At 44.8% G+C, this 25,624-nt stretch carries 33 protein-coding genes; 12 read left to right on the top strand and 21 right to left on the bottom strand.

Annotation, left to right across the window (positions count from 1 at the left end; genetic code table 11):
- Positions 1 to 5: 5 nt before the first annotated feature.
- Genes vscX through sctW form a run of 4 tightly spaced genes read right to left on the bottom strand, consistent with a single transcriptional unit; the run spans position 6 to position 1,899 of the window.
- Positions 6 to 383, bottom strand: a complete 378-nt coding sequence (vscX, locus tag ACWPOD_RS08305) for a type III secretion system protein VscX (RefSeq protein WP_258687617.1) — start codon at positions 381 to 383, stop codon at positions 6 to 8.
- Positions 380 to 754, bottom strand: a complete 375-nt coding sequence (gene sycN / locus ACWPOD_RS08300; protein WP_301658833.1) for a type III secretion chaperone SycN — start codon at positions 752 to 754, stop codon at positions 380 to 382. The genes vscX and sycN overlap by 4 nt, the downstream gene beginning before the upstream one ends.
- Entirely contained in the window at positions 741 to 1,025 is a 285-nt protein-coding gene (locus tag ACWPOD_RS08295) for a TyeA family type III secretion system gatekeeper subunit (protein ID WP_012841775.1), read from the bottom strand. The genes sycN and ACWPOD_RS08295 overlap by 14 nt, the downstream gene beginning before the upstream one ends.
- Positions 1,006 to 1,899 carry a type III secretion system gatekeeper subunit SctW gene (gene sctW, locus ACWPOD_RS08290; RefSeq protein ID WP_456231769.1) on the bottom strand — a complete coding sequence of 298 codons (894 nt, stop codon included), beginning with the start codon at positions 1,897 to 1,899 and terminating at the stop codon, positions 1,006 to 1,008. The genes ACWPOD_RS08295 and sctW overlap by 20 nt, the downstream gene beginning before the upstream one ends.
- A gap of 185 nt (positions 1,900 to 2,084) precedes the next feature.
- Here sctW and vscN point away from each other — a divergent pair, with 185 nt between their 5' ends.
- The 9 genes from vscN to ACWPOD_RS08245 all read left to right on the top strand — a co-directional run bounded on the left by vscN (position 2,085) and on the right by ACWPOD_RS08245 (position 9,654).
- Positions 2,085 to 3,407: a SctN family type III secretion system ATPase VscN gene (gene vscN, locus ACWPOD_RS08285; RefSeq protein WP_456231768.1), complete on the top strand. Its 1,323-nt coding sequence runs from the start codon at positions 2,085 to 2,087 to the stop codon at positions 3,405 to 3,407.
- Entirely contained in the window at positions 3,404 to 3,865 is a 462-nt protein-coding gene (locus tag ACWPOD_RS08280) for a type III secretion protein (RefSeq protein ID WP_048626446.1), read from the top strand. Before vscN ends, ACWPOD_RS08280 begins: the two co-directional genes overlap by 4 nt.
- A gap of 9 nt (positions 3,866 to 3,874) precedes the next feature.
- The gene (locus ACWPOD_RS08275) at positions 3,875 to 5,023 is read left to right on the top strand and encodes a type III secretion system needle length determinant (RefSeq protein ID WP_456231767.1); all 1,149 of its coding nucleotides are present in this window, start codon (positions 3,875 to 3,877) and stop codon (positions 5,021 to 5,023) included.
- Positions 5,020 to 5,988 (top strand): type III secretion system cytoplasmic ring protein SctQ, encoded by a 969-nt coding sequence (gene sctQ / locus ACWPOD_RS08270; protein WP_395209907.1) that lies wholly within the window; start codon positions 5,020 to 5,022, stop codon positions 5,986 to 5,988. Before ACWPOD_RS08275 ends, sctQ begins: the two co-directional genes overlap by 4 nt.
- The gene (gene vscR, locus ACWPOD_RS08265; RefSeq protein ID WP_005377232.1) at positions 5,985 to 6,635 is read left to right on the top strand and encodes a SctR family type III secretion system export apparatus subunit VscR; all 651 of its coding nucleotides are present in this window, start codon (positions 5,985 to 5,987) and stop codon (positions 6,633 to 6,635) included. The genes sctQ and vscR overlap by 4 nt, the downstream gene beginning before the upstream one ends.
- 13 nt (positions 6,636 to 6,648) lie before the next feature.
- A complete protein-coding gene (gene vscS / locus ACWPOD_RS08260; RefSeq protein WP_005377227.1) occupies positions 6,649 to 6,915 on the top strand; it encodes a SctS family type III secretion system export apparatus subunit VscS in 267 nt (88 codons plus the stop codon).
- Positions 6,912 to 7,697: a type III secretion system export apparatus subunit SctT gene (gene sctT / locus ACWPOD_RS08255; RefSeq protein WP_456231766.1), complete on the top strand. Its 786-nt coding sequence runs from the start codon at positions 6,912 to 6,914 to the stop codon at positions 7,695 to 7,697. The genes vscS and sctT overlap by 4 nt, the downstream gene beginning before the upstream one ends.
- Before the next feature lie 15 nt (positions 7,698 to 7,712).
- A complete protein-coding gene (gene vscU / locus ACWPOD_RS08250) occupies positions 7,713 to 8,768 on the top strand; it encodes a SctU family type III secretion system export apparatus subunit VscU (RefSeq protein WP_048626449.1) in 1,056 nt (351 codons plus the stop codon).
- Between the two features lie 283 nt (positions 8,769 to 9,051).
- A complete protein-coding gene (locus ACWPOD_RS08245; RefSeq protein WP_047009923.1) occupies positions 9,052 to 9,654 on the top strand; it encodes a TetR/AcrR family transcriptional regulator in 603 nt (200 codons plus the stop codon).
- A gap of 51 nt (positions 9,655 to 9,705) precedes the next feature.
- Here the strand turns inward: ACWPOD_RS08245 and ACWPOD_RS08240 are convergent, their stop codons facing one another.
- Both ACWPOD_RS08240 and ACWPOD_RS08235 read right to left on the bottom strand, forming a co-directional pair.
- Complete coding sequence (locus tag ACWPOD_RS08240) at positions 9,706 to 11,238, bottom strand: MFS transporter (protein WP_456231765.1); 1,533 nt, start codon at positions 11,236 to 11,238, stop codon at positions 9,706 to 9,708.
- A 5-nt stretch (positions 11,239 to 11,243) separates the two neighbouring features.
- Positions 11,244 to 12,257: an HlyD family secretion protein gene (locus tag ACWPOD_RS08235; protein WP_005395128.1), complete on the bottom strand. Its 1,014-nt coding sequence runs from the start codon at positions 12,255 to 12,257 to the stop codon at positions 11,244 to 11,246.
- A 446-nt stretch (positions 12,258 to 12,703) separates the two neighbouring features.
- Between ACWPOD_RS08235 and ACWPOD_RS08230 the strand changes: the two genes are divergently transcribed.
- The 3 genes from ACWPOD_RS08230 to ACWPOD_RS08220 all read left to right on the top strand — a co-directional run bounded on the left by ACWPOD_RS08230 (position 12,704) and on the right by ACWPOD_RS08220 (position 14,760).
- Positions 12,704 to 13,156: a MarR family winged helix-turn-helix transcriptional regulator gene (locus tag ACWPOD_RS08230; protein WP_005395130.1), complete on the top strand. Its 453-nt coding sequence runs from the start codon at positions 12,704 to 12,706 to the stop codon at positions 13,154 to 13,156.
- A gap of 63 nt (positions 13,157 to 13,219) precedes the next feature.
- Positions 13,220 to 13,963: an SDR family NAD(P)-dependent oxidoreductase gene (locus tag ACWPOD_RS08225; RefSeq protein WP_109170228.1), complete on the top strand. Its 744-nt coding sequence runs from the start codon at positions 13,220 to 13,222 to the stop codon at positions 13,961 to 13,963.
- A gap of 593 nt (positions 13,964 to 14,556) precedes the next feature.
- Positions 14,557 to 14,760, top strand: a complete 204-nt coding sequence (locus tag ACWPOD_RS08220; RefSeq protein WP_005395134.1) for a hypothetical protein — start codon at positions 14,557 to 14,559, stop codon at positions 14,758 to 14,760.
- A 75-nt stretch (positions 14,761 to 14,835) separates the two neighbouring features.
- Here the strand turns inward: ACWPOD_RS08220 and ACWPOD_RS08215 are convergent, their stop codons facing one another.
- The 15 genes from ACWPOD_RS08215 to sctD form a co-directional block, all read right to left on the bottom strand.
- A complete protein-coding gene (locus ACWPOD_RS08215) occupies positions 14,836 to 16,314 on the bottom strand; it encodes a CesT family type III secretion system chaperone (protein ID WP_456231764.1) in 1,479 nt (492 codons plus the stop codon).
- 9 nt (positions 16,315 to 16,323) lie between these two features.
- Entirely contained in the window at positions 16,324 to 16,782 is a 459-nt protein-coding gene (locus ACWPOD_RS08210) for a CesT family type III secretion system chaperone (protein WP_182019338.1), read from the bottom strand.
- 230 nt (positions 16,783 to 17,012) lie between these two features.
- Positions 17,013 to 17,987: a type III secretion system effector VopR gene (vopR, locus tag ACWPOD_RS08205; protein WP_005395139.1), complete on the bottom strand. Its 975-nt coding sequence runs from the start codon at positions 17,985 to 17,987 to the stop codon at positions 17,013 to 17,015.
- A gap of 10 nt (positions 17,988 to 17,997) precedes the next feature.
- On the bottom strand, positions 17,998 to 18,444 hold the full coding sequence (locus ACWPOD_RS08200) for a type III secretion system chaperone (protein ID WP_031780449.1): 447 nt from the start codon (positions 18,442 to 18,444) through the stop codon (positions 17,998 to 18,000).
- A gap of 264 nt (positions 18,445 to 18,708) precedes the next feature.
- On the bottom strand, positions 18,709 to 19,872 hold the full coding sequence (locus ACWPOD_RS08195; protein WP_456231763.1) for a VopS family T3SS effector adenosine monophosphate-protein transferase: 1,164 nt from the start codon (positions 19,870 to 19,872) through the stop codon (positions 18,709 to 18,711).
- A gap of 3 nt (positions 19,873 to 19,875) precedes the next feature.
- Positions 19,876 to 20,361, bottom strand: coding sequence for a CesT family type III secretion system chaperone (locus ACWPOD_RS08190; RefSeq protein ID WP_233059801.1), 486 nt, complete (start codon positions 20,359 to 20,361; stop codon positions 19,876 to 19,878).
- Between the two features lie 131 nt (positions 20,362 to 20,492).
- Positions 20,493 to 21,131 (bottom strand): HrpE/YscL family type III secretion apparatus protein, encoded by a 639-nt coding sequence (locus ACWPOD_RS08185; protein ID WP_006741524.1) that lies wholly within the window; start codon positions 21,129 to 21,131, stop codon positions 20,493 to 20,495.
- Positions 21,110 to 21,775, bottom strand: coding sequence for a SctK family type III secretion system sorting platform protein VscK (gene vscK, locus ACWPOD_RS08180; RefSeq protein ID WP_114322286.1), 666 nt, complete (start codon positions 21,773 to 21,775; stop codon positions 21,110 to 21,112). Before vscK ends, ACWPOD_RS08185 begins: the two co-directional genes overlap by 22 nt.
- Positions 21,768 to 22,514 (bottom strand): type III secretion system inner membrane ring lipoprotein SctJ, encoded by a 747-nt coding sequence (gene sctJ, locus ACWPOD_RS08175; protein WP_086015689.1) that lies wholly within the window; start codon positions 22,512 to 22,514, stop codon positions 21,768 to 21,770. Before sctJ ends, vscK begins: the two co-directional genes overlap by 8 nt.
- Positions 22,514 to 22,858, bottom strand: a complete 345-nt coding sequence (gene vscI, locus ACWPOD_RS08170) for a SctI family type III secretion system inner rod subunit VscI (protein WP_005377202.1) — start codon at positions 22,856 to 22,858, stop codon at positions 22,514 to 22,516. Before vscI ends, sctJ begins: the two co-directional genes overlap by 1 nt.
- An 8-nt stretch (positions 22,859 to 22,866) precedes the next feature.
- Positions 22,867 to 23,502 (bottom strand): YopR family T3SS polymerization control protein, encoded by a 636-nt coding sequence (locus ACWPOD_RS08165; RefSeq protein ID WP_456231762.1) that lies wholly within the window; start codon positions 23,500 to 23,502, stop codon positions 22,867 to 22,869.
- The gene (locus ACWPOD_RS08160) at positions 23,499 to 23,858 is read right to left on the bottom strand and encodes a YscG family type III secretion system chaperone (protein WP_047009830.1); all 360 of its coding nucleotides are present in this window, start codon (positions 23,856 to 23,858) and stop codon (positions 23,499 to 23,501) included. The genes ACWPOD_RS08165 and ACWPOD_RS08160 overlap by 4 nt, the downstream gene beginning before the upstream one ends.
- Before the next feature lie 3 nt (positions 23,859 to 23,861).
- The gene (sctF, locus tag ACWPOD_RS08155; RefSeq protein WP_047009831.1) at positions 23,862 to 24,110 is read right to left on the bottom strand and encodes a type III secretion system needle filament subunit SctF; all 249 of its coding nucleotides are present in this window, start codon (positions 24,108 to 24,110) and stop codon (positions 23,862 to 23,864) included.
- A 17-nt stretch (positions 24,111 to 24,127) separates the two neighbouring features.
- Positions 24,128 to 24,331, bottom strand: coding sequence for an EscE/YscE/SsaE family type III secretion system needle protein co-chaperone (locus ACWPOD_RS08150; protein ID WP_012841766.1), 204 nt, complete (start codon positions 24,329 to 24,331; stop codon positions 24,128 to 24,130).
- Positions 24,318 to 25,619: a type III secretion system inner membrane ring subunit SctD gene (gene sctD, locus ACWPOD_RS08145; RefSeq protein ID WP_012841765.1), complete on the bottom strand. Its 1,302-nt coding sequence runs from the start codon at positions 25,617 to 25,619 to the stop codon at positions 24,318 to 24,320. Before sctD ends, ACWPOD_RS08150 begins: the two co-directional genes overlap by 14 nt.
- Positions 25,620 to 25,624: the final 5 nt, after the last annotated feature.

The following is a 25,624-nucleotide window of genomic DNA, read 5'->3' as shown; positions in this document are numbered from 1 at the left end:
GTTGGTTAGACCTGGATAAGGAGATTGAGCGCCATGGTGAGGTAGCGCTGATCCAGTTGCGTGCTTTGTAACGTTTCGGATGCTTTGATAAAAGAAGCGGAGCCTGAATCCTGTGCAAGAACTTGCAACTGAACCAACGTTTCATCGAACTGTTGGCGGTACTTTTCTGGACGCAACAATTCTGAGTGCAACAATTTTGGCTTGGTTAACGCGATTAGGTATTGGTCTGAAGGCCTGAGGTCATAGAGCTTCTCTAAATGCGTAGCGACCGCCTGTCCATCAGGAAGTAATTGAAACCGCTCAGGGAAATCGGCCTTAACCTCACTATGAGTAACATGCGTGAAGGTTTCTATGCCTACATTTAAAGTACTTACTCGAGTCATGAGCCTGCCACATCGTTATGTAGACGAACCAAAAGCGTAAACGCTTGTTCTAAAGTCGGAAGTGTGACCTCTTCTCCGTTTAACCGCGCGGAAAAAACCAAAGTTTGCTCATCTAACAAACCAGTTTTAATTTCGAAAGGCCAGCCTTGATCGGCATGACACAAACTGAGTGCGCTTTGAATGATGTCACTGGTTTGATGCCAAGATAACGCTTGAGACAACATAAAGAATAGCTGCTCCCCGTGTCGCTCAATATGTAGTGTACCGCTTTGCTCAAAATCCAGCTGCACCCGTCCAGCTGATGAGAAATCGACGGCATCAAGCCCCATTCCTCGGCAAAATTCATTGACGGATGCATCAATCCAACTCATCTTCCCACGCTTCCTCTTCTTCTATATCAATGGCTTCGTCTAGCGCCTTTTGTACCGCTTGTATTAAATTCTGTCGTTGTTCTTCATCGGCGAATACATCAATAGGGATCGCGCGAACTAACTTGTGGAACTCTCGAAAAAAATCGATTTTTTGTTGTACCGCCGTCAATTCCATTGCGTTGGCGACTTTCCAAATCTCATCACTGCTTACCCATCGCTGCTCTACCAACGCAATCACATCAGCCATCAAATTAGAAACTTGATAAGCCATAACTCGTCCTTTCCGGTTTTAACATTTGGAACAACTGACTCACGCGATCTTGCAACGTATTTAGAGTTTTGAGTTTTTGCATATCGGACATCAACCACTGCAACTTAACAGAGTCGATACTGCTGCCTTGAACACTAAGATCTGCACTCATGCCTTGCAGCATAAAGTCAACAGCGGTCGATACCTCCTGCTCACCAAAGCGCGCCACTACGTCTTGATAAGCGGCTCCGAGCCCTTGATAACTATGAACGGTATCGCGATAGAAACCGCGCAGCTGGTGTAATGAGCTAAACTCTTGCTCTTGGCTGTACTCATCAGCAAAGTTTGAGACGCGAATTTCCGTATCAATTTGAGCCCAAGAATCTGGGTTTTGCTCGATTCTCAGAATCGCTTGGTCAATCAGCGCTAGTAGATGTTTACTTTCTGGGCTCGCACTCAAAAACTTTTTAACGGCTTTTAACGCAAGGTATTGATGGCTTTTCTCCTCTGAAAATCCATTCAAATAAGCTTGCAATTGAGCGATGGTCGAGATATTTCCTCCCGCCATTTTTGCAGCCAAATCTTTGATCTTTTGGTTCTTTTCAAGATCAGGGACTTTTCGCAGATAGTCAGAAACGAGTTCGTGCGCTTCATTAACTCGAACGCCACTGTCTTTCACTTTACGCTTGGTCAAATCTTTTTCTGCTTTTTCGGAACCGAGTGAAGTGAGCTCTTCCATCGCATCAAAAAGTGATTGTGTGGCATTGTGAACACGGACCGTTTCACCGCGGTAATTGCCTTTTCGTGAAGCGTCGGTACGAGACGATTCCAACCCGTTTTGGATAGACGCATCAAACTTTGGGTTTGTTGCGATATGATTGTTGATAATACTCATTCACTTGCACTCCTTCCGTACAATACAGGCGAATTATAGGAAGTGCGCTTTCTCGAAGCTGTCAAAATCAGACGTGTTTTTTTAGTGCGTTTTCAGTTTTCTAAAAACTCCCGACTGATATTCACTATAAATACCCCCTCATCCTTTCTATCCTCCCAACATCAATCATTGCGCATATTTTTACCTTGAACGATTTCTCATACATCACTGATATCCAACAATCTGCGATCAGGCAAACTCGTCTGATCCAAATTCGCGGGCGCGTTACGCAAGTAACCGGCACCATCATCAAGGCCGTTGTCCCCGGCGTTCGTGTTGGTGAGCTGTGTGAGTTGCGTAATCCTGATCAAACTCTGTCTTTATTAGCGGAAGTCGTTGGCTTTCAACAGCATCACGCTCTGCTCACACCGTTAGGAAATATGTTTGGGATTTCCTCAAATACAGAAGTTAGCCCAATGGGAAAAATGCATGAGGTCGGCGTTGGCGATCACCTATTAGGTACAACGCTTGACGGGCTTGGGCGTCCTTTCGATGGTACGCAAAGTCAGGAACCAAGTGCTTGGTATCCGGTTTATCGCGATGCACCGCCACCAATGCAACGTAAACTGATTGAAAAGCCAATCTCTCTTGGGGTTCGATCCATTGATGGACTACTAACCTGTGGTGAAGGTCAGCGCATGGGCATTTTTGCAGCGGCGGGCGGTGGTAAAAGTACCCTCCTCGCAAAACTGATTCGATCCGCAGACGTTGACGTGACCGTTCTCGCCTTGATTGGTGAACGCGGACGCGAAGTGCGCGAATTTATTGAGCATGACCTGGGCGAAGAAGGAATGGCCAAATCGGTTTTAGTGGTCGCGACATCCGATCGCCCGGCCATGGAACGTGCCAAAGCCGCTTTTGTTGCCACTTCTATTGCTGAATATTTTCGTGACCAAGGTAAACGCGTTTTACTGCTGATGGATTCTGTAACGCGTTTCGCCCGCGCGCAGAGAGAAATTGGACTAGCCGCAGGCGAGCCACCAACACGACGCGGCTATCCGCCTTCCGTTTTTGCCGCTTTGCCAAAGCTGATGGAACGAGCCGGTCAATCTGACAAAGGGTCAATTACAGCGCTGTACACCGTGTTGGTTGAAGGCGACGACATGACAGAACCTGTCGCCGATGAAACTCGCTCCATTTTAGATGGGCACATCATTCTCTCACGCAAACTTGCGGCAATGAACCATTATCCCGCCATTGATGTACTCCGATCAGCAAGCCGCGTGATGAATCAAATAGTTGAACCTGATCATCAGGCGTCTGCTGCTCACCTTCGCGAAATGTTAGCCAAGTACGAAGAAGTTGAGCTACTGCTCAAAATTGGCGAGTACCAGCATGGGGCGGATAGCCGAGCGGATATGGCGATTGCACAAAGTGATGATATACGCGCCTTTTTACGTCAAGGAACGCATGAGCCAAGTGATCTTGATGGTGCTATCGCTCAACTAAAAGGGATGGCGAGCCGATGATCGAACGGTTATTAGAAATCAAACAAATTCGAGCTGAGCGTGCGGATAAAGCCGTTAAGCGCCAAGAATACCGAGTATCAAATTCGGCAGCACAAGTTCAAAAGGCCGAACGTTCCGTAGCGGACTATCACGTTTGGCGTCAGGAAGAAGAAGAACGACGTTTTGCCAAAGCAAAGCAACACACACTCGTTCTCAAAGAGTTGGAAACATTGAGACAAGAAATCGCGTTGTTGAGAGAGCGAGAAGCCGAGCTTAAACAGCGCGTTGCCGAAGCAAAAAAAGCGCTTGAGTACGAACGCTCGGTACTTAAAGAAAAACAAAAAGAGGCACGGCAAGCCCATAAAACCAAAGAAAAATTCGTTCAGTTGCAACAACAAGAACTCGCGGAACAGTCGCGAGAAAGACAATACCAAGAAGAACTCGAACAAGAAGAGTTTCGCACTGTCGATATTATTTAAAGGTTCATTATGCGCATTACTCCAACAGAAGAAACACCGAATACGCTGTACAAATCAACGCCAGAAAAAAAGCCCTTGGAGCGAGAAGCTGAGCTTCAATCACAGTTCGAGCGTGCAATGACGGAGAAACCTAGCAAGGAAGAAGAATCTACCGTTGCGAGCAAAAAAGACACTCAGAGCAGAGACGAGAGCCTTCCGTTAAGACATGAAGCATCTCAAACCCTAGACAAACAATCGAAACTTTCTAACCAAGAAGCCAGCACTTATAGAAATACCGCTACATTAAAAGGCAAAAGTGACGTCGTCACAAAGAAAGGCGTAGAGAAACCACAAGACGACGCAACAAATAGCGAAGAACGCCTGATTGAAAACAGTAAATTGCATGAGAAAGATAAAAAACTTGAGAGCGATCAGCCTCCAAGCTCATCCTCGCTTGAGCGCGTTGGCCCCCATTCTCAAGCACAAGCTTCTCTCGACGGTTCTCTCCCTAAAAAGGCCGTAGGAAAATCGCTCACTCAAGATGCAATTAACAATGCCAACTTCACGACGAAACAAACCGAAACGACACACAATAAGCGTGCAACGCAGCGACTACAAGACACAGGCAAACTAACAGATAAAACCGATAGTCGTTCTGAAACTAAATCGCTTGAGAAAGTCGAGACGAAAAGCGCACTAGTGGCCGTTAAAGCGGATGACGAAAAAGCAGAACCTCAACACCTTGCGAGCGCGGCAACACAAGGCGATGTCATTTTAAAGAGTGTCGCTTCACAGGCTCAGCCGGCCCCAGCTCGAGAAGTAAACACGTTACTCCAACAACTGGTGGACAAAATCTATGTTTCGCTGCCAACCGCATCGGACAACAAAGAGGTTCGGCTGTTTCTGAGTGAAGGACAATTAAAAGGTGGCGAAATCCACATCAAGTTGGACGCGCAAGGTTATAGCGTGACGATTCGACAAGAGCATGCCCTTTCCATTATTAGCCAACAAGCTAGACAAGATCTTGCCGAACGCCTAAATCGATTTGGCGGTGATCAGCCACTTCGTCTAGCGATCAGCGAACAAACTCAACAGCTCGATCAACAACAACATGAACAACAACACTCACGCCAGAAACGTAGCGTGTATGAAGAATGGCAAGCGGAGAATGACCTATGACGCCGTTAACGATACCCAAAGTCGATTCAGACAGTATTGCGCTCAGTAATCAACTTTGTGCAAAGCAATGCCATTTCCAAGGGGCTGATGGTCAGAGCGTATCGATTACTGTTTCTCAAATCCCTTCATTTGAAGGATTCCGTTTAACCACGTTGATTGGAGGGCAAACGATCCAAGTGGATTTTTGTCGTGCGCAACTCCAGAAATGGCTTGAGTCTACTCTGAATGCTACTGCGTTTGAGTCGCTGCCTAACTCCCTCCAGTTAGCACTTTTGAGTTCTCAGATTGAACCGCATAGTGAGGCATTTAAAGCACTATTTGGTCAGTTGCCCATTCTTAGCCAGTTACAACCGTTAGAGTCGAGCCAAGTTCAAGAGCATACCTTGATGTTAACCCTCAATAAACCTAACGGCTCTCTTTGTTTGTGGGTTAGCGAAGGAGCAAACGTGCTGTTGGATGCACTACCAAACAGCGCTTCTCTTCAGGCGCGACATCTCGTTTTACCTGTGTGGTTAAGCCTTGGAAAGACCCATTTACTGTTAAGCGAATTTAATTCGCTCGAACTGGGAGATGTGATCTTTTTTGACGATTGTTATATCGCCCAACAACAAGCCATTTTTCAAGTATCTAACCAGAATCTCTGGCGCTGCCAACTGGATGACCAAATTCTTCACATTATTGAAAAAGAAACCAATATGAATGACGTAAACACTTCAGAAATATTAACCGACCACCAGCAACTGCCTGTGGAACTCACGTTTGATATCGGCCATCAAACCATCACTCTAGAACAGCTTAACCAGCTTCAGCCTGGGTACGTATTTGAGCTAAACCAACCTGTATCTAAGCCGGTAACATTGCGTGCCAACGGCAAAATCGTCGGTGAGTGTGAACTGGTTAATGTTAATGAGCATTTAGGTGTGCGCGTACTGGAACTGTTTGGTGGCACGCAGGAGCCAGCATGATCCAGTTACCTGACGAGCTCAATCTCATTGTCAGCTTAGCACTGCTGGCACTGATCCCATTTATCGCGATGATGGCGACGTCGTTTGTAAAACTCGCCGTTGTATTCTCACTGCTGCGTAACGCTCTCGGTGTTCAGCAAATTCCACCGAACATGGCGCTGTACGGATTGGCGATCATTTTGTCTATTTTCATCATGGCTCCCGTCGGGTTTGAAACCTATGACTACGTGAAGCAGCATGATATTTCTCTTGAAGATTCTGCAAGTGTGGAAGGCCTCATTGAAAGCGGTTTACAGCCTTATCGAGAGTTTTTGAAAAAGCATATTCGGGAAACCGAAGCCATATTCTTTACCGATGCTGCGCGCACATTATGGCCTCAAAAGTACGTGGACCGTTTAGAGTCAGATAGCTTGTTACTGTTGCTGCCAGCGTTTACGGTCAGTGAGCTTACCCGTGCTTTTGAGATTGGCTTTCTATTGTACTTGCCGTTCATCGCTATCGACTTAATTGTTTCGAATATCTTGCTCGCTATGGGCATGATGATGGTATCGCCAATGACCATCTCTCTCCCTTTCAAATTGTTGCTTTTTGTCTTGCTTGACGGCTGGACGAAACTCACCCACGGCTTAGTGCTGAGTTACGGTTAATCACGGAGAAAGTATGCATTCTGCTGAAATCATTCATTTCACGACTCAAGCATTAACCCTAGTTTTGTACTTGTCGTTACCGCCGATTTTAGTCGCAGCATTGGTCGGCACATTGGTGTCGCTGATTCAGGCGTTAACTCAGGTCCAAGAACAAACGTTGGGGTTTGTGGTCAAGCTTATCGCAGTAATTATTACGCTGTTCGTCACAACACAATGGTTAGGGGCAGAGCTCCACGCCTTCGCCTCGCTTGCCATGGATAAAATTCCTCAAATACGATGAGTTATCACGACTTACACCAGGCTTTATTTTTGTATAGCCTGACGTTACCTCGGTTAATGGCATGCTTCATCTTTTTGCCTATTTTGAGCAAGCAAATGCTAGGCGGCACCATGGTGAGAAATGGTGTGCTTTGCTCACTCGCACTGTTTATATTTCCGATGATTAATCAACAAAGCTTGCCCGCAGAAACCGACGGCATTTGGCTGATAGTTATTTTGGGTAAAGAGGTATTAATTGGGCTATTGATCGGGTTTGTTGCTTCTATCCCCTTTTGGGCAATAGAAGCGGCTGGCTTTCTGGTCGACAACCAACGTGGTGCTGCCATGGCAAGTATGTTTAATCCAACGCTAGGCTCGCAATCGACGCCAACCGCAGTGTTGCTGACCCAAACGCTGATTACCCTGTTCTTCTCTGGCGGGGGCTTTGTCACTTTTATCTATGCGTTATTCAAAAGCTACACATCTTGGCCGATCGTGGACTTTTTCCCAACCGTTAGTGATGCATGGGTGAGCTTCTTCTACGCACAATTTGAACAGCTTATGTGGCTTGGTGTGCTGATGTCTGCCCCATTAGTGTTGGCAATGTTTCTTGCTGAGTTTGGTCTGGCTCTTATCAGTCGTTTTGCACCGCAATTGAATGTTTTTTTCCTTGCCATGCCAATAAAAAGTGCCATCGCGAGTGTTTTACTGATCGTGTATCTCGGGTTAATGATGGATCACTTTGAAGTACAGTTTTACGGAATTACCCGATTCGCAGAACAACTCAATACCATTTGGCAATAACGCTTAGGATTCTTTATGAGCGCAGAAAAAACAGAGCAACCCACCGCAAAAAAGTTACGCGATGCCAGGCAGAAAGGTCAGGTAGCCAAAAGCCAAGAAATCGTATCGTCTGCATTAATTTTGGCGCTCATAATTGTACTGTTTGCGTTCGCCGATTATTACATGTCGCACATCTCAGCGCTTATTCTCCTACCAAGTAAGCTTGCTTATCAGGGCTTCCAAGATGCGCTAGTCGATGTCGCTATTGCCATCGCAAAAGAAATTGCCTATCTACTCGCCCCGATTATTCTGGTTGCTGCACTCGTCGCCATCTTTTCCAATATGGGGCAGTTCGGCTTTCTATTTAGTGGTGAATCCGTTAAACCCGACATCAAAAAGATCAATCCCGTCGAAGGTGCCAAACGCATTTTTTCGCTTAAGAGTGTGATTGAGTTTATCAAGTCGATCCTTAAAGTCTCTCTTCTTTCCTGCATTATCTGGGTGACCTTACGCGGTAACATCAACGCTTTGATGCAAATTCCAACTTGCGGGCTAGAATGTGTCCCGACCATTACTGGCGTCATGATTAAACAATTAATGATTATCTCTTCGGTAGGTTTCATCGTCATCGCTGCAGCTGATTTTGCGTACCAAAAATTTGACCACACGAAGAAACTCAAAATGAGCAAGGACGAAGTGAAACGCGAATACAAAGAAATGGAAGGCAGCCCTGAAATCAAAAGTAAACGTCGTCAGTTGCACCAAGAGCTACAAGCCTCCAATCAACGCGAAAACGTTAAACGCTCCAATGTATTAGTTACAAACCCAACGCATATCGCGGTTGGTCTGTACTACAAAAAAGGCGAAACTCCCCTGCCCGTCATTACCTTGATGGAAACCGATGCGGTAGCCAAACGTATGATCGCAATCGCCAAAGAGGAAGGTGTTCCTGTGATGCAAAAAGTCCCTCTTGCTCGCGCACTATACGCGGACGGCAACGTCGACCAGTACATCCCAAGCGATCTTATTGAGGCAACCGCCGAAGTGCTTCGTTGGCTGGCATCATTGGAGTCCGATAAGACGCTGAATTAAAACGATTTAGAGAGTAAAGGCTATCGTACGAAGAACGGTTATCACTTTTCTATACGTAATGATATTTTAAATATGTCATCCTTCGCTATAGGTTTCAGCATATCGAATTTGCCTACTTTTGCTTGTTTCAATGAAGCACTTGGTTCATGAAAAGTCGTGTTTACTAACGTCAATAGTGGTACTGTACTGGACAGTTTTACTTTCACCTCTAAACCACCTAAAGCTCGGTAATAAACCACGCCAGCCACAACAAAGGTGGATTTTTGCTTGGGTTGATTTATTTATGCGCATATCTACCGAAAAGAAACGAACTCGAATCATCAAAGTTGCCACTGACCTTTTTATAAAACAAGGTTACAAAGACACATCACTCGATCAAATCGTCGCGATTTGTGGAGGCTCAAAGCAGACGTTATATCGCTATTTTTCGAACAAAGAAGGGTTATTTGTTGAAGTTTTAGCATACAATACCAAAACCAGCTTAGAGTCCGTCTTCCAGCTTGCCGACAAGCAATCGGAGCCTTTACAAGAAACATTGAATGACTTCGCCAAGAAGTACCTAAAAGGTGTATGCTCCAATCCTATGCTATCACTTTATCGGATCGTTTCGGCTGACTTCAACAAACATGATTCCGTACCAAATCAATTCTGGCAGACAGGGCCGCATCGCATTCATCAATATCTCATCGACTTTTTAAAGAGTGAAACTGTCAGCTCACAGCTCGATGTTGAAAATGCCGACCTCGCTTGTGAGCAACTACTTGCGTTAATTAAACTTGATTACCAGAACATGGCACTAATTGGCTTCGATTTTCCGACAGATGAAGAGTTAGATGCACATACGAAAAAAGCGGTCACCGCCTTCCTAAATCTATACCAAAGATAAACTCACTAAATATAAAAGGGAGCATCATCGCTCCCTTCTTGTTTCTATGGCTTAGTGAATCTCTCGCTTCGCCGCCAGTTTTTTACCGATTATTAAGATTGGCGCGAGAGCAAAGACCGAGATAATAAACATCAATAATGAATTACTCAGTGCGAGAGTGGTCGCCTGCTCTTTGACAATAAAACTAATTTGGCTCATTCCTAATGCCGAATTTGGCAAGTGTCCATGAGTCAGAATCGTACTGCTCAACGCATTTTTATAAGCACCAAAAGCATGATTCACATCATCTAGCGTTCGGCCAATCTCTCCAGCAGCTTGCGCACTATGGCTTTGCATTACCCGTGAGAACACGGCACCAGCGATCACACCACCAATGGTACGAAAGAGGTAGAAATTGGCGATGCCTTCTAAACGCTGCCCGACCTGGAAGTACATCAAGACTGCAATGGTCACAGACACATTCAATAAGCCGACACCAAACCCACGCAACATCATCGGAACGGACAAAGATTCCGTACCAGCAAAGCTAGGTAACTGACTAAACTTATGTACCGAAAGTATAATCATCACCACACCAAACGGGACGACTGCATCCGCTAATGGACGGCGGAAGTAATACACCAGCACACTGACTAGCATACCACCTAGCATGGCATAAAATGCCGGCAATTGGGCATATCCAGCATTAAGGTTGTTGTACTGCAACGCCATTTTCAAAAAGCTAGTAAACAACACATTGCTCGCCATAACAGCAAAACCTGCCAAAAAAGCGTTGTACATAAAAACATTAGTTTTCAACTTACTATGCAGCTGTATTGATGCTGTATTTAAAGGACTGGTTCTCACAAAGTAATACACCACTAATAAAGTCAGAGCCGCGGCAATCGAAGAGGCTTTAACAAACCATTCCGAGTCAAACCAGTTGTAATAACTGCCTCTCATCAATAGAAATACAACGAGGCTTATTGTCAGGGCAAAAACTAAATAAAACCAACAGCCAGATTTGGGTTCGGCCTCGATTTGAATCGACTTAGGATTGTATATGCATGCAATTACCAAAGCAGAGAAATACAGCCAAGCCGACACGACACACAACAGTGACCAATCAAATATTTCGACAATATTGGCCACTACCCAAGGGTAAGCGCCGATCGGTAGCAAGGTTGAGAATACTAACGTTAAAGCAATAATGGCTGGTAGCCAACGCTGTTCAAAAAAGTGGAGCAGGTAAAGGTTTAATACCACCATTAACATGCTCATAAAAAAGCCACTCGAGAGCCAAGTCAGAGTGAACACCAGTTCTTGCTGTCCGCCCCAGTAAAGTACAAGATTGCTCGCTAGGCCTACCAATAAAATGGCATGTAAGAGAATTAACGTACCCAATCTACGCACCAATATTGGTGTGAATATAAAACCTAATACCTGGGTAATCATAAAGCCGACTTTAACCAGAGCAACTTCATCGACAGATAAGCCTGACGTTGCCGCCATCTCATACGATAACTCGGTAAACATCACGGAGTTAATACCAAAAGCAGCAATCGCAAAAAGCGTCAAAATCAGCAGCGGTGAACGTTTTTCCATTGCAGTTAACCTTGTGCCGCGGTCTCGATCGATACTTCTGCAGACAACCCCGGATAGACTCGTTGACTCAACTCTTGAGGGATCTCTAGCTCAATACGTACTGGCACACGTTGTACTACTTTTACGAAATTGCCTGTCGCATTTTGGGGTGGCAATAAACTAAACTGTGCACCAGTCGCCGGGGTTATCGAAGAAACACGGCCATGCAATGGATGGTTTGGAAACATATCCAATACCACTTCAACCTCTTGCCCAGGCACAACGTTCTCAAGTTGTGTTTCTTTAAAGTTTGCCTCTATCCAAACATAATCTGGCACCATCACGATGAGCCCCATTCCTGGTTGTACAAACTTGCCGACTTGCACTTGTCTATCTGCCACATAGCCATCGAATGGTGCACGCACCGTGGTTCTTTCCAGTGAAATATTAGCCAGTCGTAAGTTTGCTTCTGCTTTTTTACGCTGTGCTGTCAGTTGCAACTTCTCAGTCATCAATGTGTCGAGCTGTTTTTGCTCAGCAGCTAAGCCCAATTTAGCGGTTTCAAGATTACTGCTTGCTTCAATAGATCGCGTTTTTTGTGCTTCAAACTGATTTTTGCTCACAGATTGCTTTTGTACCAAACGAGAAAGACGTTGAAACTCCGCCGCTTGGTGTTCGGCATTTGCACTCGCGCGGCGAATACCTTGCTTCGCCTGCTCAATTTTCATTAACTGCATATCCGTTTTGATTTGATTTGCAGTAAGCTCCGATTTCGCAACATCTAGTGCTGCTCGAGCAATTTCTTGGTTGGCAATAAAGTCTTCATCATCAATGACAAACAAAGGAGTTCCTTCTCTTACCCACTGGTTATCTTTGACAAAGATTTCGCTTACTTGCCCCCCAACCTCAGGTGAAATGGCCGTAACGTCTGAATGAACATATGCGTTATCCGTCATTACAGTATTCGGCTGGTATAAGGCACAGCCAGCAGCAAATAACGAACCAACAACAAGCGATAAGGCGATAACTTTCTTCTTCATGTTTGAAACCCATTTTATGATTTTCACAAACTGTACTGTACCGTACAGTTTTAGTAAAGACACATTTGATCATTGCCAATCAAAAAGATCAATCTCATTGATTTATCATGAACTTCTTGAGAAAAGTGTTTCGAATGAAAAGAATTAAAATCTAACCATTTGTAATGTAAACAAAAAACACATTTAAACTGAATAAGTAAAGAGAGGACTGCAACTCCCCTACCTTTATTGAAGCTTGCTCCCCAACTCGGCGCATCAGTCGCAAACATTTGACTGGCCGAAGTTTTCGAAGCTACCTCACCAATTTTCATTAGCACCTCAATCTGACACATCAACCCAACGATAAGCACAAGCTAGTAGCATTTTCTTCAAACGAATTTGACATCGCCCAATATAGTTGTGTATACAACCATATTGTTCGTTCATGTTATTTGGTGAAATTCTCCATGTCCCAATACAACCATCATCAGTCCCTCGGTCACCTTACGGGGCTTGCTAGTCGTCTGTTTAACCGATTACTCACTACCCGTTTCAAAGATGCTGGTATTGATATGACAGCAGAACAATGGGGTGTCGTGTTGCTGTTGCGAAACAACGGTGCTCTTTCTCAAAGTCAGATTTGTGAACTGTTGTACTTAGAAAAATCGAGCGTCAGTCGCTCAATTGATGGGCTTGAAAAGCGCGGTTGGACAGAGAGGAAACCTTCGCCAACGGATAGTCGAAGCAAGTTAGTCGTGCTAACAGAAAAATCTTTAGACACCGTTGATACATGTGCAAATATCGCTTCGCTAGTACTGCAAGAAGCCCAACAGAATCTTGCTGATGCCGACCTAGACAACAGCAAACAGCAACTTTCTAGCGTGGTAGCGAACTTACGCAAGCTTAACGGACAAATTTAACTTATCAGCGTACGTTGCGACAGAAGCTGGTTTAACAGTCAGGCTCAACCTTGGAGAAATACGATGACAAAACGCAATGCTTTAATTACAGGTGGCGCTCGTGGAATTGGTGCAGCAACAGCAAAAGCACTCGCTGCAGATGGTTACCGAGTTTTTATCAACTACGTAAATAGTACTGCGGTCGCGGAAGCGTTAGCTCAAGAAATTCAAAACGCCGGTGGTGAGGCGTACACTTTAAAAGCTGACGTTCGAGATGACGCACAAATACAAGGAATGTTCGACAGCATCGCAAATGAACATGGTGGCGTTGATGTTCTTGTCTCAAACGCAAACATGAGCTTTACCGCTAAACCTTTCACTGAGCAGTCGTGGGAAGAGTTTGCACAAAAGCTCAATGACGAAATGCACGCTGCATATCAAACGGCAAAGTTGGCGGTAGAAAACATGAAAGCCAACCAGTTTGGTCGCTTAATTTTTATCTCTAGCACCTTATCAGAAGCCCCTGCACCAAGCTTTATTGCTCATGGTAGTGCAAAAGGTGCACTTGATAGCTTTAGTAAATACCTCGCTCAAGAACTTGGTCCTTTCGGGATTACGTCTAATGTCGTTGCTCCGGGCCTTGTAGAAACAGACGCAACAAAAGGTGCTCCTGAAGAGTTTAAAGAAACCATTCGAATGTTCACACCAACGCAGAAAATTGCCACACCTGAAGACGTAGCAAACACCGTGAGCTACTTGGCAAGTGAAAAAAGCGGACATATCACGGGCACATACAATCCAGTATGTGGCGGCGCATACCTACCATAGCGCCAAGTGTGCTAGGCACAAAAAGGCATGTACCCATGCCTTTGTATCTTTAGGTATTGCTTTGCAACGCGCAAGCTTCCTTCATGGGCGGTTTTGTCTGAAGAAAAATAGAAAGTCCTATCTATTTCTTATAATCGGTGTATAGTGAGCTCAGCTCCTAACCGTGAGCTATTGATGAAATATTTAGTTCGAGTCTCTTCTTAGTTTTCTTTCGAGTCATTTCGTTACTCAACTCCTGTAGCAACTTATTCTTTATCTTCCATTAAATAGCCTCAGTTTTGATTTAAATACGAACGAGAGTTAGCTCTCTTAGCATGGTTATCACAACGCGCTGTCTTTACATCGATAGGTTTATAAGGAATTTAACCTTATAAAAACAATCATTAAGCGTCAAAATAAGACATAACGCTGCATAGCCACTTCGTGTATATATCATCACTATTTAGGAATAGTCATTAGCGGTGAAATATATTAATCAGCGCGATGACAATGGAATATTTAGACTTAATTTAAACCATTTTGACTTCGTTATTCCTATAAAAGTAGAGGTTAATTAGATTAACCTTTAATAAACACGCTCTAGAGGAATAAAAATGAGAAAAAAACGAGATAGCTTTCAAAAAAAGAATAAAAAAAGCAATTATGAAGACAAATTTGAGTTGATGGTAAAAGAATACCACAGCGCAAAAGAAGTATTAGACGCAATGCCAGAAGGTTCGGCTGACTACGACAAGCAGAAAAAGCACTGTGAATCTCTATTTGCTAATGCCGAGCGCTTTTTCAAGCGAAATCAGTAGGCCAGTTTAACGCCTAGATAAACACCCGGCAAAACACCATATACGGTAAGGGAGCAGATGCTCCCTTACTTTCAATTAAACCCAACCTTCCGCTAAGTACATCAGTCGCAATTGACTTGGTGAGCCCAATTTATCTAATGCATCCAACTGAGCGTCACTCAGGTTTGGGCATTTATCAAGGTATACTCGTCCATTTTCGGCATCAAGTGGCAGTTTGTAAGTCAACTTTTCATTGATTTGACTCGCCTCACCTTTATCGATCGCTCGAACCGCAGGCATGAGCCAATCCCAATCTTCGCCCAGCAGCTTTTTAAACGCACTATGAGCAGTTGCCTCAGTTTTGCTTGGCGCATCTTCTGGACTTAGCTTCAAGATAGAATCAACGTCAGGGACTAAGTGTTCACTTGGCTCTGAGCCCAACATCTTTTTCAACGTTAAGCGAGCAGCTTCCATCTCTTGTGCTTCTTTAGGCGCTTGAGGTGATGTCATCGCCGTGTTCTCTTTAGGGCCAAGGTACGCCATCAATGCGCGTACAGAAGCTGGATCTTGCATGCTGAAGGTAAAGTCTCCTTTGGCATTAGAAACTTCAAGCCTTGGTAAAACACCAGACATCTCACCTTGCATGAGTTGCTCTTTGACTTCTGTATTTAGTCCGTATGCTCCAGCTTGGTTCGCAACAAAACCACCACCACTGATGATGCCAGTCGTGGCAGCCGAACCAATGGCTTCTTTTGCTATCGGCGTAACACCCGCTGTCGCTACAGAGCTCACACCAAAAGTACCCAAGCTCCCTGTCGCCATGCCCAATGTTGCCCCAACTGCACCTTCAGCTGATAACATTGCATGACCTTGAGCCAATGTTTGTTGCATCGGCATAGAGAGACGTTGGTCTCGCCCTGGAAGCTGCGAAATTTGCTCCAGCTGATGGTGGTAAGCTTCAGCATCGCCATTGACTGCCGCTTTGTGCAGCTCACGTCCTGTTGAAATTAATAGCCCTACGCCAGGCAAAGCTAGGTTGATGACAGCATTAACGCCAGAACCTTTCAGTTTTTCTTTGCCCATCTGTAACAGTTCGGCACCAAAACCATCCATTTTCCCCGGGTACTGAGCCTCTAAACTCACCTGCATACGCGGATCTTTGCTGATCGCGTCAAACGTATTTTTAAGCTGCTGGTACGTACCGCTGCTCACCTTGACTTCATCCAACAAGCTGACAACTTCTAAGATTTTGCGCTCAGTAAGCGGCTCACCGCGATAACCAGAAGGGCTAACCAATGAGTAAGCTAGCAAGGCAACCTCAGGCTTTTCTTGTTTAAGTAGCGCCTGTTTCAAATCAAGGTGAGTTTTGATGTTTTCTTGGAAAAACTTAGTGTATTTGCTTCTCAACACGCCTTCGTGGATAGAAGCAAACTTGTGACCTTTGTGGAACGTTGAAGGTTCTTTTACCTCACCTCTTTTACTGATCACTCGGTCATCTTTTTGCGCAGCGACTGCACGAAACTGTTCTAGATCAGGTACTGGGCTTTGGCTGATTTTTTGCGTTGTATTGACCATTTTTCTCTCCTACACACGAAGTGATTGAACATGAGCTTGTTCATGGTTAGGGGTGGTTGGAATCGCTTGATCCAACATTGCAAAACGCGCTTGCCACAATTCAGTCTGTTCAATAACCTCATGAAACCAAGCGGTAAGATTCGTCGTGTTTAGGTGCTCAACTGGTTTACGTCCCGCTAAGACAAGCTGTCGACCATTTGGGGCTAAAGCAAGTGCAAGGCTGCCACCACCGATACCCTGATAATTAGCATGAGCAAGAAGCTCTAAACCTTTGAGTCTTTGTTCGCCCGACTTTTCTAATCCTCCGAACGTCACGGACAACATTAAGTCATCCGTATCTGTCGCGATGAAATACAGCATGTAGCGGTCGTCGACCAGTAGCTGACAGCGTTCATTGTCTTCAAAACTCAGTTCGGGTAACTCATTGAGTTGGCAAAACTCCAAGAGCAGTTGTTGAATCGTGTTCATAACTTTTTCCTTTTGTTTCAATAACTCTATTGAACAACGATTGCAGATTGAACGATGTCGGTAATGGCTTTATTTTTGTCACTTTCTCGTCTTCATTGTGAGGTTTTCCGCAGAAATCTCGCTGTAAAAACGAGTTGCCAGAGTAATCAAAAAGAGCAGCTCAGGGCTGCTCTTTCAATAAAGGTTAGAAGGTTAGTATTATGTGTTTGCTCACTTCTTTTGCAGAGTGACTAACCCAGTTTATGGCTATCAAAAATGACTTCTGTTGGCGGGAACATATTCGAAACAGGTGGTCGTTGCGCATCTCCAAACATTGGTGCACCGAATGCGGATGTTGCCCAAGGATCAACAATTTTCACATCCTTACTCCATGTTGAGGGATCTTTAATATCACTCCCCTCTTGTCGACCAACCAGTACATAAAGGTGTGTACCTGAATGACCCTTTTTAAACGCAACCACTTCGACTTTAGGCTCACCTTCAGGTGTGCCTGACATGCCTTGAATCATCTCAGCAGCGGCAGCAAAGGCAAATGTAGTACAGCAGCCGGCTTTCGCGTTTTGTACTGCCTTAGCAATGTTCTGTAGAGTGCTTAATTGCGGTGCGGTTCCTCTTTGTGCTGCAGCTTGAACTCCGTTTGCAGACATAGTCGCTCGTTGATCTTGCATGATTCGCGCTTGATTCGCGTGAAGCGCTTCTAATCTAGGCTTTCCTTTGGTTTCATAAAACTGCGAACCTTTTACACCAAATGTATTTAAGTCTGTACAGGCAAAATCACCAAGCTTTTGAAGGTTAGTTTTATGTTCGTTGATCAGCGCTACACTCGATGAGGTTTTATTCGCTTTAGAAGAAGAGGCCGTTTGTGCGGCTGGCCAATGTGAGCTAGGACCAGACGACAATCTCTCAAGATTTTTCAGACTACCGAGCGTTAACTTGTTTTCACCGTTCAACACATTTTGTAGCATCAGCTTCGCAACGTCTTTAGGAATGCCCTGCTTCGTGAGCAGATTCACCACAATGTCTTTCGCTTTATTCTGGTGGCTAATACGCGCGCTGACGCTTTTGTTTTTAGGCGCCCCTTCTTTAACAAAAATATCTTTGCCATTATGCGCTCGAACCTCTTTATCGTCAGCTTGATTTTGTGTCGCCAAATGGGACGTTAACTGACTCAACGAATGCATGTGTGATGTATTAATATTGACCATGTTTGATGCCTTAAACCTGAATAAATGCGTGTACGTCTGTTTGGCTAAAATCTACAACCGTATTGTTCTGAAATAGCTGAGCCCAAGTATCCACTAGCTCATTCAGTTGAATCATTAAGTTAGCAATATTGGTGAGTTCACTCTCGGCCGCGATGGCAACCTGAAGAACCACATCTTTAGTGGTTGGATTAACGCAAAACTGCACACCGCCGGTTTCTCGATATAAGAAGTTGTATTCAAGTAAAACTTGAAGTTTGTCTAACGTAATATCCTCTTGTTCTATGTGCAGGTTTTTAGAAATCAACAACTCGCCTTTTTCCTCCACAAGCAGAACATCGACACTGTTATTTTCAGCAAAATGCAGTGACCACATTTGATCGTCATACGCTGTCACGCGCTCAAGGTTCAGCACTTCTCCCAGTTCAGAGAGAAGCATATTAATCTTTCCTGTATCCATGTTGTGTCCTGTCTAATTTAATATACCTAAGTAGCCTCGAAATATATGATGCAGCGAGACGACTTGGGTATAACGGCTTATTTAAATAAGCTCATAAGGATAAGAGCGATTTTATGGCGTGATAGACACAAGAGCTTTATTTAAACGTCTCAATTTTATTGCTATTAGCCGTTTTAGCGAGGTAGAAAAATGAAGAGTAAGTTGGATAAAGAAATAAGAAAAGAGCGGCAATCGCCGCTCTAAAATTGGAATAGAAGAGAAAAATTACTTGATGCCGTGAAGGCTGTTCTCTGCGTTCATAGCCAAAGGATTGAATGAGTCGTTACGAAGTTCTGCTATCGCGTATAGCATGCGTCCCATGCGACCGTTTCCATCGGTGAACCCGTGATACCCAATGACTCCTGCAAACAAGTGTTTACCCAGATCTTTATCCGCCACTGGTTTTTCTTTCAAAAATCCTTCAATGTGCTGCTTTAGCATCCCCTCACCGCCAATACTTGAAGGCAAAGTACCACCCGAAATATTTGGCCCTCGGTAGTCACGTTCAACATCAGGTACCAATCGAGCGTGTAGCTCTTTTAAGTTGTCCATATTCAATAAGTCTTTACCATTAGACGCGTACTCTTTAAGTAAAGACGTAATGTTTTCGGCATCGTTTCCTTTAGAGTTAGAAGCATTAATGATCCACGCCGCAGCTCGTTCGACATTATCGGTGACGCCACTTTTGTTAAACGCGTCCTCTGCCAGTCCTTCAGCGTATACACCTTGGCTTAGATCGGTGCTTGCTAGACCTTCGATATGGCGTTGCGCCGATTTAAGATGCATCACCTCCATATCAAACACCGCTTGCATTTGAGTGATGCTACCTGCTGGATTTTTTTGCGCTGCAGACACACCACCGCCGCAGTCTTTTACTACACGTCCAGCAAGCGACTTCGCTGCACTTTCGCCAATCAGTGATGTGAGGTTTTTACCAGAATCGGTTTCTAGCATTGATTCTGTCATTGCTCGCTCCGCTAACTGGTTTAGCTCAGCAGAGTGCGATTGGACCGTTTTGCTATCCAATTTCGCGAATGCATTTAATACATCTGATGCGGTTTTTATGTTTCCATCTTTGAAGAACATTTGTCCATGCTCAACAGAAGAAGCAGCTCGTAAACGCTGAGCTTGGCCTTGCTCATTATCAAATACGGCTTTTGTAAGGGCTTTCGCAACCGATTGTGAGCTGCCTTCGCGAAACAATTTTCCTGTCGCTTCAAAAAATCGCGCTACCGCACCATTAGTAGGATTGGTACGAGTAAATTCTTGGGTCGCTGCGTTGATTTGGTATTCTTTGCCACCAATACTCAGCTTGCCTTCGTTTAGTATCTCGTTGCGAGCTTGCGGCATGGCAGCCTGCAATGCGCTAACACTTCCAAAACTGATCATGTTTTAAACCCTTAATGTGGAAAAATGAGTAGTACTCGTTACCGGGACTTCGGTTGTTTTATTGATTACTTTTTGCGTGTTCGCACTTTTTAGCCATTCGATGAAATTCGCTAATGATTCATCAAGAAAAGAAGCAGTTAACAGTTGCTGGTGCAGGTGTGTGAAACCGATGTATCCCGTTTCTGCCTCCCAGAATACCGCTGGAGAGCCTTGCGTTAAGGCATCTTTCATATGTTGACGCAAAACATCATCACTCGGCTTATCGCCTGAAATCAGCCCAATAAGTGTCAGGCGATCTTCTTGTGCGCGAATTGTGATTGCTGTGTTTTGGTCAATGAGTAGATGACAACAATCATCCTCATCAAAAACCAGCGACTCCAGTTGGCAGCGGCTGGCAAAATCTGTCAGTAAAGAAGTTATAAATCCATTAGCCATTCGACTAAATAATCCTATTTTTGTTGTTTTAGAGGCGCTGCTTGGTTGCAACACTTATCAACTAAGCAGCTTTCTTAGGTGTATTCTTAAGGATTTATGGCAGTGAATATTTTAGAAATGGTCGGTTTTTTTTTGTTTAAAGGCATTAAAATGAAAAAACTCAGCAAGTACTGAGTTTTTAAGATTTATTCATGAATCGTAATTTTACGCTCACTGAGCTGCTTCACCATCGCTTGCTTTAATGCATGCAACTGTCCATCAATACTGGCGTCGATGATCCCAACTTCAGTTTCCAGAATGCAGCCTCCATTTTTCAAGCGAGCGTCTGCTACCACGTCAACGTAACCGACTTCAGGGTAATCACTCAATACACCAGCCACCTTTTCCCTCACATCAACAACCTGCTCTGGATGGACATGTAAAATGACCTGCTTTTGGTTGCTCACCAATTGCAACGCTTCTCGCACGACGCTCACCGTGGTATCGACATCATCAAAGGTATCGATGATCTTACGCACCGCTTCTAACACCACACCTGTCATTTTTTCTTCGACTTGCTGATAGTAGTCATTACAACGTGCTAAGGTTTCAACCATCGTTTGCGCATTTTCAATCTTAGCTTGTGCGAGACCATCTTGATAACCACGTTGTTTTTCAGTTTCGTAGGCTTGTTGGGCATTAGCAATTATGCTTTCAGCTTTGGAGTTCGCGGCTTCAACTAAGTGTTGCGAATCAAGATAACTGGCATAATCTTTCGCTTTCAGCACCTTTAAGCCAGGTGCCAGCTGCAAGTTGTCTGTTTTTATTTCAACAAATGAAACCATTGGGGAATAACCTGTTTTGCGATTTTTTTTGTGAGTCGATACGCCAGATCTCGCTGATCTTTTGCCAACCAGCTAGCCATTTCCGTACTCTCGCTGAGCTGCTGTTCTAGTTTGAATTGCCAACGCAGGACAATGTCTTCTGGCGAGTTAACTAAAACAAACCTTATCCAGGAGTACCCAAGCGCTTGCATTTTTGCTTCAACAGACCGCTCATCCAATGATTCTGGCAACGGATGTTGCCAACCTTGCGGCCAACTGGATAACAACATCGGCCCGTTTTGAATCAAGAACCGAGCGCCTTCCAATCCAAAGACGTTGTTCAGAACCTGTTTCGGATGTTTTAAAACAACGCCTCGCATTGCCACACAATGTAAAGCTCCGCCCACCATCAATACGAGTTGGTTCAACGCATCCGCTGGGAGCAACGCCAAGCTATGGCAAGGTTTGTTAAAAGCCGTCTCTGGAACCGGAGATAACGCCCACTCATTTATGCACCATTGGTTAAACATGGGGTTATCTCTCCAACCTTCAATATTTAATAACCAAGGCTGTTTCTGTTCTATCCAACTTTTATGGATGTATTGGCAAGGCGCGTAGTTAAATTGATGTTGTACCTGCGCGAGTGGTGTTTCTGGTTTAACCACGCTTTGTGTTCCTGCGGCACCAAGTAAAAGTAGCGATATTTGAACCGATAAGCGCAGCTACCAAGAACACCAGGATGGCGACAAAATTATTCGCCGTCTCTTTGGTGACCTGAACCGACAAAATGCTTTTAAATTGATTGTTTTGAGTAGCAACTCGTACCTCTGATGAGGGTACCATCACTACGCTGATTCGATCGTAATTCAACCCCTCAATACTGTTGTTCACCAATAATTTGATCTGAGGAACATACGAATCAAGCGCAATATCCGCCGCGTGTTTAATAAACACAGAGGCAGACGCAGGAGTTGGACGCTCTCCTGGACGTAGATCTTGATCTTCCAAAACAACATGAACACGTGCCACCAGCACGCCATCAATCTGAGATAAGGTTGAAGAAAGTTCTTGAGATTTCGCGTACACCAAACGTGCTCGTTCTGCTAATGGCGACGAGATCAAATCGTCTTTGGGAAACACCTCTTTCAATGTAGAAAACTGCTCTCTTGGATACCCTTTTCGCTTCAGCGCGTCTACCGCGAAGGCGATTTGAGAACTGTCTACCATTAACTTGACGGTGTTGTCTTTGTCAGGTTCTTTTGTTGCAACGACACCTTCGGATAATAAGATCGACAACATCTCATTCCCCTCTTTCTGAGTTACGTTGGTGTACAGCTCGGTCTGACAACCCACCAGAAACAACGTAAGCATGATGAAAACCGCTCTCATTTTATTCATCATCACTATTGTGCCTTCAATAAGGTTTCTACGTTTTGTGTGGTTTTACCCACGGTTTTCGCGATCAGCTCTTCTTGAAAAGTAATGCGCGTCAGTGCCCACTGCATTTGCAGTAATTGCGCCGGATCATCACCCACCATCTTCATGTTGTCTTGCAGGTTACTTTTCGCGTTATCGATAGTATTTTTTAACTCGCTGATGTTTTCGAGCAAACCGCCCTCCAAGCCATTATTCGCCTCGGGAACCGACATGGCTTGCTCGAAACGTTCACTTAAACCGTCCTCGACTTGTGCATCCTGCAACTTATCAATGTTGGTTTGCATCACCTCGGTGTACTGCGTGTTTATCATATGTACTCCTAAGACAAATCTAACTTGTGACTATGAGTCACGATGTTTTTCACCATCGCATTTTTTTGAATCATGAAGCTAAGCTCATCACGAACCATGTCCAGTGTTGATGCCATATCAGGTAACGACTTCAACTCAGCCCAGCTGTGCCACAAGGCTTGTTCTTTCTGGGCACCCAGTGGAAAATGCTGCGCCAACATTTCTTTAAGTGCTGCTTTATCGACAGGTGGCTCGGCAATAAGCTGGCCCGAAAAATCCCCTAGCAACTCCTGCTTCAACACCTTTAATAAATCGGCTTGCGGGTATTCGGTGCCCATTGCGCTCTTCGCCTCATAAAAGGCGTACCACATTGCCTCTCGTTTAACTTGAGGATCGGAGAACGCTTCATTCAACGACGATAAGACGCTTTGTTTACTGACAACGTCTGCGTCTTTTAGTGATTCATACCACGCTTTGATGTCCGCCAGTTTCGCTTCTGTTTTCTCTAACGTCTCTTTTGGAGAGGCGTGTGAGGCTTCCGCTTGCTTAGCATTACGCTCCATGAGCACACTCATCTTATCTTCATCGCTCCGCTCATAATGGCGCGACTCCGATTGGCGCAGAGGTTGAGGCTGAAGAGTTAGATTGCTTGAATCAACGATCATCCAAGGTTCCTAATGTCCTGAGAAAAGCTTGCTGCAAATGCTTGGCTTTCTTCGCTTCCCTGTGATGCGAGTTCTACCCAACTTTCCGCTTTGCTCAATAAACCAGCTTTGGCGGAAGCAAGGGCCGCTAAACTGATCAGATCAGGATAGGCGTTGCAAAGTGGTTCTAGCAATTGATGAGCCTCTTCGTACAAGCCTTTATTCATAAGGCTCATTGCACGAATCATCACCACGGTCTCTTCAGAACCAGAGCTTGCTTCAAGGCCGTCCGCTATCGTATTAGCTTCTTGATGACGATGCATACCGGTTGCCATCAGCGCAATTTCAGCCAGCAATTGGCGCATTTCTCGTTCCATGCTTTATACCTTCTGGAGAATCGACTGCATCACATCTTTAATCGCACGAGTGGTGGTCGCATTGATGTTGTAAACAACAGACCATTTGTTGATCGCGTGCTGAAGTTCAGCCAGCTTAGATGGATCATCGGCGTTTGTTTCTAGGTTCTTGATGGCAGTCGTCACTTCTGTGTTGGCATCTTTCGCTTGTTTTTCTAACTTAGTTTTAACATCATCAAGGTTTACACTGTTACTAGCATCGTAAAATGACATAAGACTTCCTCGTATTTTTAGTTCGCTTCGTATGATTCAACGACCGCATGTGCGGCGGTGTAAGCTTCATACTGTTTGAGTAGCAATTGGTACTGCTGTGGTGAGCACCCTAAATCCAACTGACGTTTCACCACCGCTTGTGCTTCTAAGAGCTTGCTCTTAATCTTGTGCACTTCCGCACCGTTTTTGTCGTTATTTAAAATTTGTTCAAGATTTGTCATTGTTCGTCTCGCCCTCGTATCCGAGTTCTATTGTTATCACCCGCCCGCCTTTGACCAACTCAATGCCAGCTGGCGTAACACTGGATATGCGGTAGCCTTGAGGCGTTCTTGCACCAACCATGTAACGAACGTTATCAGTCAGAATCACATATGGAACCTGACCAAAGTTAACGCTACGAAACGGGAAATCGATGTTGGTGCCTTTACTCACCTTAGGTATGGATTTCAAAACTAAATATGGTTTTTCACCATATTGTTCTCGGAAGTCTCGAGTCACACCGTAAAATCGAGTCGTTTCGATATCATCAAGTTCCCCGCGTACTTCGATGCGATCACCGCTGGTAACCAACTGGACTTTTTTCAGTAGCTCCGCATCCGTCAATAAGGCTTTTAGCGTATCCATGTAGGCACCCGCTCTTTGCAGTTCAACCTTCCACGCTACGAGGCCCGGTACGTCTCGCTCTAAAATTTGCTCAACTTGGTTCCAGCGGCTGGCATCATCGATATAACCCGTCAGTAACAGTGTGCCCGTCTCATCCCCATTTTCGACTTTCACCTGGTGATAGCCGAGGTTTCGCAAAATAAATCGAACCCCGCGACGGATTTCTTCCATCGTTCTTAAGTCACTTTTGTAATTGATACCTAGTACATCAATTCGACCAAGCAGATCGAGTTTCTGAGTTCGATCTTCAACATAGCCTTCCAAAACCGCTTGGCGTGCGGCGGCATTCCATTCCACACGAACGTCGCTAAGTTTGAGCTCGCCTAAGATGTTGCGCACCAAAACAATGGGTTCTGCTTCTGTGACAGTCTCATTATTGTTTCCGTTAGCTTGGCTGTACCACATACCAGCAAAAATGACACTCGGGACAAAACTACAAAGCAAGGCGATGAGCGTTGTTTTTTTCCAGCTAGAGCGTTGTACAGCAACAACAGGTGTATCCTGTTCGCTAGATTCGTCGCTGACGTTACTCACGATTAACGCATCTTCTGCGTACCCCAGTGCGAACTTCACAACGCCTACAGAGACAACGGCATGGCGTGACAACTCGATCCCATCATCTTCAACAGAGATGTTTTCACCGTTAATATTTGCCTCTTTGCAGCCTCGTAAAATGACCGAGTCTTGCTGGCAAACCAACGTGAAATGGTTAGCTTCGACCCCAGCATCAGACAGCACGAGATCTGCGATAAAGTCGTCACTGCCAAGCACAAGAGCGCCCTCAGGTAAGGTGACTTCAACTCCGGAATGCACGCCTGATAAAATACGAATTTTCCATTGCTGCATCGCGG

Source organism: Vibrio sp. JZG120, from assembly GCF_053890955.1.
This window is presented reverse-complemented; position numbering and strand designations above follow the sequence as displayed.

Coding starts and splice junctions, on each gene's coding strand:
- ACWPOD_RS08160 (WP_047009830.1), bottom strand. CDS start 23,858: ATGGAACGAGAAATGCGCCAATTGCTGGCTGAAATTGCGCTGATGGCA.
- ACWPOD_RS08150 (WP_012841766.1), bottom strand. CDS start 24,331: ATGACAAATCTTGAACAAATTTTAAATAACGACAAAAACGGTGCGGAA.
- sctW (WP_456231769.1), bottom strand. CDS start 1,899: ATGAGTATTATCAACAATCATATCGCAACAAACCCAAAGTTTGATGCG.
- sycN (WP_301658833.1), bottom strand. CDS start 754: ATGAGTTGGATTGATGCATCCGTCAATGAATTTTGCCGAGGAATGGGG.
- ACWPOD_RS08235 (WP_005395128.1), bottom strand. CDS start 12,257: ATGAAGAAGAAAGTTATCGCCTTATCGCTTGTTGTTGGTTCGTTATTT.
- ACWPOD_RS08195 (WP_456231763.1), bottom strand. CDS start 19,872: ATGATCAGTTTTGGAAGTGTTAGCGCATTGCAGGCTGCCATGCCGCAA.
- vscU (WP_048626449.1), top strand. CDS start 7,713: ATGAGCGCAGAAAAAACAGAGCAACCCACCGCAAAAAAGTTACGCGAT.
- ACWPOD_RS08280 (WP_048626446.1), top strand. CDS start 3,404: ATGATCGAACGGTTATTAGAAATCAAACAAATTCGAGCTGAGCGTGCG.
- ACWPOD_RS08220 (WP_005395134.1), top strand. CDS start 14,557: ATGAGAAAAAAACGAGATAGCTTTCAAAAAAAGAATAAAAAAAGCAAT.
- sctF (WP_047009831.1), bottom strand. CDS start 24,110: ATGTCATTTTACGATGCTAGTAACAGTGTAAACCTTGATGATGTTAAA.
- ACWPOD_RS08295 (WP_012841775.1), bottom strand. CDS start 1,025: ATGGCTTATCAAGTTTCTAATTTGATGGCTGATGTGATTGCGTTGGTA.
- ACWPOD_RS08215 (WP_456231764.1), bottom strand. CDS start 16,314: ATGGTCAATACAACGCAAAAAATCAGCCAAAGCCCAGTACCTGATCTA.
- vscR (WP_005377232.1), top strand. CDS start 5,985: ATGATCCAGTTACCTGACGAGCTCAATCTCATTGTCAGCTTAGCACTG.
- ACWPOD_RS08165 (WP_456231762.1), bottom strand. CDS start 23,502: ATGATCGTTGATTCAAGCAATCTAACTCTTCAGCCTCAACCTCTGCGC.
- ACWPOD_RS08230 (WP_005395130.1), top strand. CDS start 12,704: ATGTCCCAATACAACCATCATCAGTCCCTCGGTCACCTTACGGGGCTT.
- ACWPOD_RS08275 (WP_456231767.1), top strand. CDS start 3,875: ATGCGCATTACTCCAACAGAAGAAACACCGAATACGCTGTACAAATCA.
- ACWPOD_RS08185 (WP_006741524.1), bottom strand. CDS start 21,131: ATGGTTTCATTTGTTGAAATAAAAACAGACAACTTGCAGCTGGCACCT.
- sctQ (WP_395209907.1), top strand. CDS start 5,020: ATGACGCCGTTAACGATACCCAAAGTCGATTCAGACAGTATTGCGCTC.
- vopR (WP_005395139.1), bottom strand. CDS start 17,987: ATGGTCAATATTAATACATCACACATGCATTCGTTGAGTCAGTTAACG.
- vscI (WP_005377202.1), bottom strand. CDS start 22,858: ATGATAAACACGCAGTACACCGAGGTGATGCAAACCAACATTGATAAG.
- sctD (WP_012841765.1), bottom strand. CDS start 25,619: ATGCAGCAATGGAAAATTCGTATTTTATCAGGCGTGCATTCCGGAGTT.
- vscS (WP_005377227.1), top strand. CDS start 6,649: ATGCATTCTGCTGAAATCATTCATTTCACGACTCAAGCATTAACCCTA.
- ACWPOD_RS08245 (WP_047009923.1), top strand. CDS start 9,052: ATGCGCATATCTACCGAAAAGAAACGAACTCGAATCATCAAAGTTGCC.
- sctT (WP_456231766.1), top strand. CDS start 6,912: ATGAGTTATCACGACTTACACCAGGCTTTATTTTTGTATAGCCTGACG.
- vscX (WP_258687617.1), bottom strand. CDS start 383: ATGACTCGAGTAAGTACTTTAAATGTAGGCATAGAAACCTTCACGCAT.
- ACWPOD_RS08240 (WP_456231765.1), bottom strand. CDS start 11,238: ATGGAAAAACGTTCACCGCTGCTGATTTTGACGCTTTTTGCGATTGCT.
- ACWPOD_RS08225 (WP_109170228.1), top strand. CDS start 13,220: ATGACAAAACGCAATGCTTTAATTACAGGTGGCGCTCGTGGAATTGGT.
- ACWPOD_RS08210 (WP_182019338.1), bottom strand. CDS start 16,782: ATGAACACGATTCAACAACTGCTCTTGGAGTTTTGCCAACTCAATGAG.
- ACWPOD_RS08200 (WP_031780449.1), bottom strand. CDS start 18,444: ATGGATACAGGAAAGATTAATATGCTTCTCTCTGAACTGGGAGAAGTG.